This window comes from Priestia endophytica, from assembly GCF_026790145.1.
GTDB lineage: Bacteria > Bacillota > Bacilli > Bacillales > Bacillaceae_H > Bacillus_I > Bacillus_I endophytica_A.
In genome coordinates this window covers 102,846-112,639 of the sequence record NZ_JALAMS010000020.1, presented here as the reverse complement: position 1 = coordinate 112,639, position 9,794 = coordinate 102,846, and the positions used below count along the sequence as shown (strand labels likewise).

General features: G+C 38.2%; 11 protein-coding genes and 1 pseudogene. 10 read left to right on the top strand and 2 right to left on the bottom strand.

Features of this window, described 5'->3' with window-relative positions:
• From MOC86_RS16885 to yajC, 9 genes and pseudogenes are all read left to right on the top strand, one after another.
• Positions 1–851 (top strand): annotated as a pseudogene (locus MOC86_RS16885) (hypothetical protein); the annotation flags it as partial.
• Positions 844–1,785: a phosphotransferase gene (locus MOC86_RS16880; protein ID WP_268585174.1), complete on the top strand. Its 942-nt coding sequence runs from the start codon at positions 844–846 to the stop codon at positions 1,783–1,785. The pseudogene MOC86_RS16885 and the gene MOC86_RS16880, both read left to right, overlap by 8 nt.
• An 84-nt stretch (positions 1,786–1,869) precedes the next feature.
• Positions 1,870–2,388 carry a BofC C-terminal domain-containing protein gene (locus tag MOC86_RS16875; RefSeq protein WP_268585173.1) on the top strand — a complete coding sequence of 173 codons (519 nt, stop codon included), beginning with the start codon at positions 1,870–1,872 and terminating at the stop codon, positions 2,386–2,388.
• Positions 2,389–2,519: 131 nt separating this feature from the next.
• Positions 2,520–3,128 carry a Holliday junction branch migration protein RuvA gene (gene ruvA / locus MOC86_RS16870; protein ID WP_268585172.1) on the top strand — a complete coding sequence of 203 codons (609 nt, stop codon included), beginning with the start codon at positions 2,520–2,522 and terminating at the stop codon, positions 3,126–3,128.
• Between the two features lie 11 nt (positions 3,129–3,139).
• Positions 3,140–4,138: a Holliday junction branch migration DNA helicase RuvB gene (ruvB, locus tag MOC86_RS16865; protein ID WP_268585171.1), complete on the top strand. Its 999-nt coding sequence runs from the start codon at positions 3,140–3,142 to the stop codon at positions 4,136–4,138.
• Positions 4,138–4,338 (top strand): DUF2905 domain-containing protein, encoded by a 201-nt coding sequence (locus tag MOC86_RS16860; RefSeq protein ID WP_019391353.1) that lies wholly within the window; start codon positions 4,138–4,140, stop codon positions 4,336–4,338. The genes ruvB and MOC86_RS16860 overlap by 1 nt, the downstream gene beginning before the upstream one ends.
• Positions 4,339–4,369: 31 nt before the next feature.
• Positions 4,370–5,398, top strand: a complete 1,029-nt coding sequence (gene queA, locus MOC86_RS16855) for a tRNA preQ1(34) S-adenosylmethionine ribosyltransferase-isomerase QueA (RefSeq protein WP_268585170.1) — start codon at positions 4,370–4,372, stop codon at positions 5,396–5,398.
• Between the two features lie 40 nt (positions 5,399–5,438).
• A complete protein-coding gene (gene tgt, locus MOC86_RS16850; RefSeq protein WP_040056842.1) occupies positions 5,439–6,578 on the top strand; it encodes a tRNA guanosine(34) transglycosylase Tgt in 1,140 nt (379 codons plus the stop codon).
• 68 nt (positions 6,579–6,646) lie between these two features.
• Positions 6,647–6,928, top strand: coding sequence for a preprotein translocase subunit YajC (gene yajC, locus MOC86_RS16845; protein ID WP_243517457.1), 282 nt, complete (start codon positions 6,647–6,649; stop codon positions 6,926–6,928).
• 28 nt (positions 6,929–6,956) lie between these two features.
• Here the strand turns inward: yajC and MOC86_RS16840 are convergent, their stop codons facing one another.
• On the bottom strand, positions 6,957–7,337 hold the full coding sequence (locus MOC86_RS16840) for a TIGR04086 family membrane protein (protein WP_061802084.1): 381 nt from the start codon (positions 7,335–7,337) through the stop codon (positions 6,957–6,959).
• 121 nt (positions 7,338–7,458) lie between these two features.
• Between MOC86_RS16840 and MOC86_RS16835 the strand changes: the two genes are divergently transcribed.
• Positions 7,459–8,106, top strand: a complete 648-nt coding sequence (locus tag MOC86_RS16835) for a DUF421 domain-containing protein (RefSeq protein ID WP_268585169.1) — start codon at positions 7,459–7,461, stop codon at positions 8,104–8,106.
• Between the two features lie 4 nt (positions 8,107–8,110).
• Here the strand turns inward: MOC86_RS16835 and spoVB are convergent, their stop codons facing one another.
• Positions 8,111–9,670, bottom strand: a complete 1,560-nt coding sequence (gene spoVB / locus MOC86_RS16830; RefSeq protein ID WP_268585168.1) for a stage V sporulation protein B — start codon at positions 9,668–9,670, stop codon at positions 8,111–8,113.
• Positions 9,671–9,794 lie beyond the last annotated feature (124 nt).

Genomic DNA, 9,794 nt, shown 5'->3' with positions numbered 1-9,794 from the left:
AAGAAAAACCGAAAAAAGAAATGCCGAAAAAAGAAGAGCCAAAGAAAGAAGAGCCGAAAAAGGAAGAGCCAAAGAAAAAAGAGCCAAAGAAAGAAATGCCTAAAAAAGAAGAGGCGATTGAAATTCCAAAAGTAGAGCCGATGCCAATACTCGATTTTGAAGAATCTTATGAGGACAATGAAAGCTTCGAAATGCCAATGATGAACCAACAGATGCCAGTGATGCCGCAAATGCCGATGCAACATTGCATGCCGGTGCCGTTAACACCAGTAATGCCAGGATGCGGATTTAATTATATACCATGTTATAACCCATGCATGCCGCCGATGCCTGTTCACATGCCAATGAATGCTCCGTATCCGAATACACCATATCCGTATGAACATCAAATGCCTAATATGGGAATGCATTATATGGAGGATGAAAATGATAATGACAGTGATGAATACGTAATGGGAGCACAGCATGATTACATGCCGATGCCACAGCACTACCACCATCCTGTTCAAAATCCATATATGCCAATGCACCACATGCCTGTTCAAAATCCATATATGCCAATGCACCACATGCCTGTTCAAAATCCATATATGCCAATGCCTCACTATGGAGAACAGATGGGAATGCCGTATCACGATCCAAACGAACAGATGCATCAATACGGCATGATGCACGCTCAACAGGAGGATTGTGGGTGTGGTGGTATGTCACAGCCTTATTATCCACAGCCGCAAAGTGAACAAGGATATTACCCACAAAATTTTGCCAATATGGGATATGAGCAGCCAATGCCACAATCGCCAGACCATCAAATGTTCGGTATGCCTCGTTATGAGGAAGACGATGATTAATAATAGGAAATTAGAAAAAGGCGAGATCGTTTACGATCGCCTTTTTCTCTATCTTTTAAAAAAGAAGGGAATCGAAGTTGAAAAAGTAAATCGTATTAGGCCTCATGTTTTGAAATTAGAGTCCAAAACAGGAAGATATGTAATGAAGAGGTACAAAGAAAAGGAAAAGATTATTCACACTTATAACTTATTACAAGAAGCTTCAAAAAAGTCTTTCACCAAAAGTATAAATTTTATTCCTTATCCTGATGGAACGCTCACCTTTTCATATGAGGGAGCGTATTGGGCACTTATGAACTATAGAGAAGGACGAGCGCTTAATTATTATAAGAGAAGCGAGCGAAAGGAAGCACTTAGCCTTTTAAGCTCTTTTCATAACAGCACAAAGGCAAACAATACGTACAATCTTGCACCTTTATTACTTGAGGAGATATGGGAAAAGAGACTCTCTTACTTCGAGCAGAACTCCACTTTTCTTCATCAAAGAGAGCGAGAAGACATTCTATATGATGGAGCTTTTCTTCTTGGAAAAATACGAGAAACTTCATTGATTCACCCTTCTCTACAAGCAATTAATCATGGTGATGTTGCTTCACATAACTTTTTAAAAAGTGCAGATATGGTGCGTTTAATTGATTTTGACCGTGTCCACTATGATTCTGTCTTCTATGATTATTTACAATTGACAAGGCGTTTTTTATGTTATACAAATGCTTCTCTAACTCCTTTATTCCTACATAATGAGCTTCTTTCATGGTTTAGAGAGCCTCGCTTCCTATATGCTTTGCTCTATCAAGATGATCTTTTCAAAGCATGGCCAAAACTTCTTCAAAAAAGCAATCGAAATGAAATAGAAAAATCCCTTATTTTAAATAAATCAAGGAAGAGAATGCTTATGCCACAAATTCAGTTTTTTCTTAGCAGGATTCGGTGAATCTGTACAAATGGATAAAGATATTAAAAGAGGAGAAGCTATAACTAGATTGTTTTTAAAAGTTTTTAAAGAGGTGAAGATACGATGAATCGAACCTATCAAAGCGCACTTCTTCTTTTAAGCTTGTCACTTTTTCTATTTGTAGGTTCACAAGCTTTAGCCAAAAATGGTGAAGGTGAGAAAATGACCATTTTATTAGAACGCATCTATGTAGATGGAGTAACAGAAGAAGAGATTATAGAAGTTAATAGTGAAAATAGAGAAGGAATGTATGACAAATTCAAAAGCTGGGAGCTTATTGACGAGCAAGATGATCAAGTGGTTTTTCAAAAAGAAGTGGATGATATCTCACCGCTTTTAAAAGAGAACGGATATATTGGGATGGACAGAGAAGGAATTCTCTCTATTTATGAAGGTGAACCACACCAGAAATCAACGCGGGTTATTCAATCGTTTTTTCAACTTGATGTAGAAATGATGCAAAGCTTTGATTATAAAAAGCTAGAAGATGGTATTCGAATTCAAACGAAAGAGCAATACACAGCATTGCTTAATTTTTATAAAACCTTCTCCAAAAAAACAACAGCAACAAAAACAGGGTAGTGAAAGACACTGCCCTGTTTTTTGTTGTTTGAAACTACGCTAATATTATGAAGTTATGATAAAATAGAACACAGTGAATGTTAGCTCACACGGACGCACGAGCTCTCAATTTGTTAAAGGAGAGGAATTTTTTGTTTGACTATATTAAAGGATATGTAACATACCTTAATCCTGAATATGTAACGGTAGAAAACGGAGGGATAGGATATCAGATTTTTACCCCAAATCCGTTTTTATTCCAAATTAACGAGATGGAGGAAATTACGGTATATACGTACCATCACGTACGTGAAGATATAAGCGCGCTTTTTGGTTTTTTATCGCGCCAAGATAAAGATTTATTCAAAAAGCTCCTTAGCGTCTCAGGAATTGGGCCGAAGGGAGCGCTTGCTGTCCTTGCTTCAGGTGATACGGCAGGGCTTATTCGAGCGGTAGAAGAAGAAAATGAAAAGTTTCTGGTGAAATTTCCTGGCGTTGGTAAGAAAACGGCTCGCCAGATGATTTTAGATTTAAAAGGAAAGCTAAATGATCTAGCTACAGACGAAACGTTTACACTATTCACTCATGAAAAACATGAGCAAAGAACAGAAAATGAAAAAGCAATGGAAGAAGCAAAAGAAGCGCTTAAAGTACTTGGATATGCAGAACGTGAAATCAATAAAGTACTGCCAACACTTGCAGGAGAGAATTTAGCGACGGATCAATACATTAAGAAAGCATTGCAAAAGCTTTTAAAATAAAGGGTGATTAAATGGACGAAAGAATTGTGACAGGAGATGCTTTGAACGAAGAAGCGCTCGTGGAATATAGCTTACGCCCACAAACTTTACAGCAGTATATTGGACAAGATAAGGTGAAAAGTCATCTATCGGTTTTTATTAAAGCGGCGAAAATGAGGGAAGAAACACTCGATCATGTTTTGTTATATGGTCCACCTGGTCTCGGTAAAACAACACTTGCAGCCATTATTGCAAACGAGATGGGCGTAAATTTACGGACAACTTCAGGTCCTGCAATTGAACGCCCAGGAGATCTTGCGGCTGTATTAACGAGTCTTGAGCCAGGAGATGTTTTGTTTATTGATGAGATTCATCGTCTTCATCGTTCAATTGAAGAAGTTCTTTACCCAGCGATGGAAGATTTCTGTTTAGACATCGTTATTGGAAAAGGGCCAAGCGCTCGTTCTGTAAGGCTTGATTTACCGCCGTTTACGCTCGTTGGCGCCACAACAAGAGCTGGGCTTCTTTCAGCACCTTTACGCGATCGTTTTGGTGTATTAAGCAGATTAGAATATTATAAGGAAGAAGATTTACAAAATATTATTGTGCGTACAGCTCAAATCTTTGATGTGGAAATGGATCCACAGGCTGCTACCGAGATTGCAAGACGGTCAAGAGGAACACCCCGAATTGCTAACCGTCTATTAAGACGTGTTCGAGACTTTGCCCAAGTCGAAGGGGAAGGTGTAATCACAAAAGAGCTGGCAGATACGTCTTTAGAGCTTCTGCAAGTAGACCGTTTAGGCCTCGATAATATTGACCATAAATTATTAATGGGGATTATTGAAAAATTCCGGGGAGGGCCTGTTGGTCTTGATACCATTTCCGCTACAATTGGAGAGGAAGCTCATACGATTGAAGATGTGTATGAGCCCTACTTGCTTCAAATTGGTTTTTTACAGCGAACTCCGCGTGGACGCATTGTAACAAATTTAGTTTATGAACATTTTGGAATTGAGGTTAATGAATAGTGGGCGAAATTGCAAAGTTATTAATGGGTGCTGGAGCAGTTTTACTTTTGCTTGGGATACTGATACAATTTATCGGCAAGCTTCCCGGAGATATCTTGATTAAAAAGGGAAATACAACATTTTATTTTCCGATTGTAACATGCATTATTGTCAGCGTTATTTTATCGCTCGTTTTTTTCGTGATTAATCGATTAAAATGAATATGTAATATAATAGGAACAGGTGAAAGAGATGAAAGTAGATTTATTTGATTTCCACTTACCAGAAGAGTTAATTGCGCAAACTCCATTGAAAGAGCGCGATAAGTCACGCTTAATGGTATTAGATAAAAAAACAGGTGAGCTTGCTCATGATCACTTTTACAATATTGGAGACTACTTACAAGAGGGAGACTGTCTTGTTTTAAATGATACAAGAGTATTGCCTGCTCGGCTTTTTGGCACGAAAGAAGAAACAGGTGCAAATATCGAAGTTCTTCTTTTGAAACAGGAAGAAGGCGATGTATGGGAAACGCTTGTAAAACCAGCAAAACGTGTGAGAAAAGGGACAGTTATTACGTTTGGGGATGGTCGTTTGAAGGCCATTTGCCAAGAAGAAATGGATCAAGGCGGAAGAATGCTAGAGTTTCACTATGAAGGCATTTTTTATGAAGTATTAGAAAGCCTTGGAGAAATGCCTCTTCCTCCATATATTAAAGAACGTCTAGAAGACCGTGAACGATATCAAACTGTTTATGCTCGTGAGCAAGGTTCTGCGGCGGCTCCAACAGCTGGCTTGCATTTCACTGAAAATTTGATTGAACAATTGAAAGAAAAAGGAGTTCATATTGCGTTTATTACGCTTCATGTTGGTCTTGGCACGTTCCGACCTGTAAGTGCTGAAGATTTAGAAGAACATGATATGCATGCTGAATTTTATCAGATGACAGAAGGAACAGCTGCTCTTTTAAACAATGTAAAAGAGCAGGGAGGACGCATTGTGTCTGTTGGTACAACGTCAACTCGTACACTTGAAACAATTGCTTCTAAACACGACGGTCAGTTTGTAGCTTCTTCTGGATGGACGAGCATTTTTATCTTTCCAGGCTATGAGTTTAAAGGGATTGATGGTATGATTACAAACTTCCATCTTCCAAAGTCAACGCTTATTATGCTTATTAGTGCACTTGCAGGGAGAGAAAATGTTCTTCATGCTTACAATAAGGCAGTTGAAGAGAAATATCGTTTCTTTAGCTTTGGTGATGCAATGTTTATTCGATAAAACTTAAAAAGGGAACTTTTGATGAGAAAGGAAAACAGCAATGACAGCAATAAGATATGAACATATAAAAACATGTAAGCAAACAGGAGCGCGTCTTGGCCGTGTGCATACGCCACACGGAACTTTCGAGACGCCAACTTTTATGCCTGTTGGAACACTTGCAACTGTAAAAACAATGTCACCTGAAGAGTTAAAACAAATGGGAGCAGGTATCATTTTAAGCAACACATACCACCTTTGGCTTCGTCCTGGACATGAAATTGTCAAAAAAGCAGGTGGTCTTCATAAGTTCATGAATTGGGATCGTCCAATTTTGACAGATTCAGGTGGTTTCCAAGTGTTTAGTTTAAGTGAATTCCGCAAGATTCAAGAAGAAGGAGTTCATTTCCGTAATCATCTAAGTGGTGAAAAACTTTTCTTATCACCAGAAGGTGCGATGGAGATTCAAAATGCTTTAGGTTCTGATATTATGATGGCTTTTGATGAATGCCCTCCATACCCGGCTTCATATGAATATATGAAGAAGTCTGTTGAACGTACAAGCCGTTGGGCTGAGCGTTGTCTTGAGGCCCATGCTAGACCAAATGATCAAGGGTTATTTGGAATTGTTCAAGGGGGAGAATATGAAGAACTTCGTAAACAAAGTGCGAAAGATTTGATTTCTCTTGATTTCCCGGGTTACGCTATAGGAGGTTTGTCTGTTGGTGAACCGAAAGATGTAATGAATCGCGTACTTGAATTTACAACACCTCTTCTCCCAACTGATAAACCTCGTTATTTAATGGGAGTAGGATCGCCTGATTCACTTGTAGATGGTGCTATTCGAGGCGTTGATATGTTTGACTGTGTTTTACCAACACGTATTGCCCGTAATGGAACTCTCATGACAAGCGAAGGTCGTCTTGTTGTACGTAACGCGAAGTTTGCTGAGGATTTCAGACCAATTGATGAAAATTGTGATTGCTATACATGCCAAAATTACTCAAGAGCATATATTCGTCACTTAATTCGTTCGAATGAAACATTTGGTCTTCGATTAACGTCTTACCATAATCTCTATTTTCTGCTAAAATTAATGGAACAAGTTCGTCAAGCAATCCGCGAAGACAGACTTGGAGATTTCCGAGACGAATTCTTTGAACAATATGGATTTAATAAACCAAACGCTAAAAACTTCTAGGGAACAGCAGGTTACTTCTATAACTAGAGATTGCCTGTTCAAGAATATACTTTCAAGGAGGAAACACCATGCAAATTCTAAATACCATTTGGCCCCTTTTATTGATGTTTGTTATCTTCTACTTCTTGCTGATTCGCCCTCAGCAAAAGCGCCAAAGAGCTGTACAAAACATGCAGTCTGAACTTAAAAAAGGCGATCGTATTGTAACAATCGGAGGCCTTCACGGTTCAATTGATGCAATTGATGAGAACAAAATTGTTGTGAAAAGCCTAGACGGTTCAAAACTAACATTTGATCGTCAAGCAATTCGTGAAGTAACACAAGTTAAACAAGAAGTAACAAATTCATAAAAAAAGCGCAGCCTTAAGGCTGCGCTTTTTATGTTTTATTTGTAGCAATATTTACTCCAATGATGCCACCAAAGCAAGCCGCAACGAGAAAGCCTCCATGATAAAGAAGTTGAAGAAGAGAAAACTGTTCATCATAGCCTAAGAACTGAAGAAGAAAGACGAGGCATGAAAATAAAAGGGCAGTAGCGCCTCCTAAGAGCCAGCCTTTTTCTCCCCCTGATTTTCCGGAAATAAAACCGCCAATAAAAAAAGCGATAAACGAAAGAGCGGTGATTATCCACTGAAGTGAATCTTCTGCAATCGTTGTAAATTTAAGGAGAAAAGCAAACACAATGCTTGTTAAAAAGGCAATCATAAAAATCGCAATAACCCCTTTTAAGATGGCTTGCGGTATTCCTGACCTCTCCATATAAAGCCTCCTTTAATAAAAGTATTCTAGTACGAGCATATTCAGGTGAAAGGGAATTTAGAATTCATGTTTCAGCAGAAAAGGTACAAACTATAAAAAACAGTTGGAAAGGATCGAAAAGATGGAACTTCTTTTACTTGTTGGTCGAACTGTTCTTCTTTACTTAGTCATTGTGTTTATCTTCAGGCTAATGGGAAAGAGAGAAATTGGTGAACTTAGCATTCTAGATTTAGTGGTCTTTCTAATGATTGCAGAAATAGCTGTTATAGCAATTGAAGACACAGAGTCTCCACTCCTTAACAACTTTCTTCCAATGGCAACGTTAACAGTTCTTCAAATCGGATTTGCAGTCTGGGCTCTTAAAAATCAGCATATCCGGAGAATTCTAGATGGCAGAGCTTCTATTATTATTGAAAATGGTCAAATCAGGGAGAGAGAGATGAAAAAGCAGCGTTATAATTTTAACGATTTGCTTATTCAACTTCGTGAAAAAGATATTTCAAATATTGAAGATGTAGAATTTGCAATTCTAGAAACCTCAGGAAAACTCTCCGTAATTAAGAAAGATCAAGATGTGAAATCACTTACTCTTCCTCTAATATTAGATGGGATTATTCAATTTGATCATTTAGAGCGATCAGGCAAAGATCTGTCATGGCTTCAAAAAGAAATGGGGAAAAGAGGATATAGCAGTTTTGAAAAAATTTCGTACTGCAGTTTTAATCAGGGGAAGTTTTACATTGATGAAAAAGACATAGAAACACACTAAACATTTAGCGTTTAGTGTGTTTTTTAATGAACCGAAGCGGAGAAAATCGCCTTAGTTCTTCTTGACTTACAAGCCTAAATCCTTTCAGAAGAATAATGTAGATAAAACTAAGCACAATGATGGAAAAGATTGTTCGTAATGAAAGTGAAACAGATGAGGGAATAGTTTCGTATATATAGTGCCCTGCAACCCCTGTTATCACCATTACAATAAAGCTTTTTATATAATCTCTTATATATACAACAAAAGAGATTGCCTTTATAACAGTTGCAAGATGAAGAAATGTAACAATAGTCATTCCCGCCATAATGCCTAATGCTGCTCCTTTGATGCCAAAATGAGGCTGTGTTGCAATCGCAAAAATAAGGCTAAGCTTAGCAATCGCTCCAATAAGGCTGTTAATCATGGCGGCTTGAGCCAAATTTAAGGCTTGAAGCGTTGCTTGAAGGGGCCCTTGTAAGTAATAGAAAATAAACAAAGGGGCCATAATTTGAATAAAAAAGGCACCATTTACTGTACCATACATAAGCAGCATAATCGGTTGGGCAAAAACGTATAAAACAACAACAGAAAGTCCACCAGTTAGAAAAGATAAGCGTAGTGCTTGATGAAGGCGGTATTGAATAAGTCTGTTTTTATTTTCTGCTGCTGCTTCACTAATAGCAGGAACAAGTGATGTTGAGAGCGAGTTTGTAATAAAGGATGGAAGCATAAGAACAGGAAGAGCAAAACCTGCTAACATCCCATATTGTTTTGTAGCAAGAGCCGTGGCGACTCCTGCAATGGCAAGTGAATGCGTAACAACAATGGGCTCTAGAAACCAAGAAAGGGAGCCAATCATCCTACCACCTGTTGTAGGAAGTGCAATTTTCAATAAATCATAAAGAGGCTCTTTTCCACCTTTCAGAGTATGAAAGAAACGCTTTCGCACCTTTATTCGCTTTTTCTTCTTAAATGTGTATACCATATAGAGAAGAGATGCAAGTTCTCCAAATACCGAAGAAAGCATAGCTCCTGCTGCTGCGTATTCTACTCCATATGGGGCGAAGAGAGTAATACAGAATGCTACGAGCGTAATGCGGACAACTTGCTCAATAATTTGTGAATAAGCAGCAGGTCGCATTTGCTGTCTTCCTTGAAAATAACCACGAATAACGGCTGAGACAGCAATAATAGGAATCACTGGGATAATGGCCATTAGTGGGTAATAGGTTCTTTCATCTGTTAAAAGGGTTTGAGCAATTGCTGGAGCAAAAAATAGCATAGCAGTTGTAAAAATAAGACTAATGCTAAGAGTGATGGAGAGTGAGACAACAAGTACTTTCTTGATTCGTGCTCTATCTCCCTTAATCTCTGCTTCTGCAACCAGTTTTGAAATCGCAACGGGTAGTCCAAGTTGTGTAATGGTGATGGCTAAGATAAATGTGGGCACTGCCATCATATATAAACCAACGCCTTCTTCACCGATGAGTCGAGCAATGACAATTCTGTTAACAAATCCTAATATTTTAGTTATAAAGCCTGCGATGATAAGGATTATTGTGCCTTGTAAAAATTTTGACATATATTCGCCTGCCTTCTCAAACGAATTAATATTGTATACAATAAAACATATGCAATATAATAGGCCAAGCATGACAAGTATGAGGAAATCTTTTTAGATATTAAAGATAAAGTAAAGGTAGGAG

Coding starts and splice junctions, on each gene's coding strand:
- MOC86_RS16880 (WP_268585174.1), top strand. CDS start 844: ATGATTAATAATAGGAAATTAGAAAAAGGCGAGATCGTTTACGATCGC.
- MOC86_RS16835 (WP_268585169.1), top strand. CDS start 7,459: ATGGAACTTCTTTTACTTGTTGGTCGAACTGTTCTTCTTTACTTAGTC.
- spoVB (WP_268585168.1), bottom strand. CDS start 9,670: ATGTCAAAATTTTTACAAGGCACAATAATCCTTATCATCGCAGGCTTT.
- ruvB (WP_268585171.1), top strand. CDS start 3,140: ATGGACGAAAGAATTGTGACAGGAGATGCTTTGAACGAAGAAGCGCTC.
- yajC (WP_243517457.1), top strand. CDS start 6,647: ATGCAAATTCTAAATACCATTTGGCCCCTTTTATTGATGTTTGTTATC.
- tgt (WP_040056842.1), top strand. CDS start 5,439: ATGACAGCAATAAGATATGAACATATAAAAACATGTAAGCAAACAGGA.
- queA (WP_268585170.1), top strand. CDS start 4,370: ATGAAAGTAGATTTATTTGATTTCCACTTACCAGAAGAGTTAATTGCG.
- MOC86_RS16875 (WP_268585173.1), top strand. CDS start 1,870: ATGAATCGAACCTATCAAAGCGCACTTCTTCTTTTAAGCTTGTCACTT.
- MOC86_RS16840 (WP_061802084.1), bottom strand. CDS start 7,337: ATGGAGAGGTCAGGAATACCGCAAGCCATCTTAAAAGGGGTTATTGCG.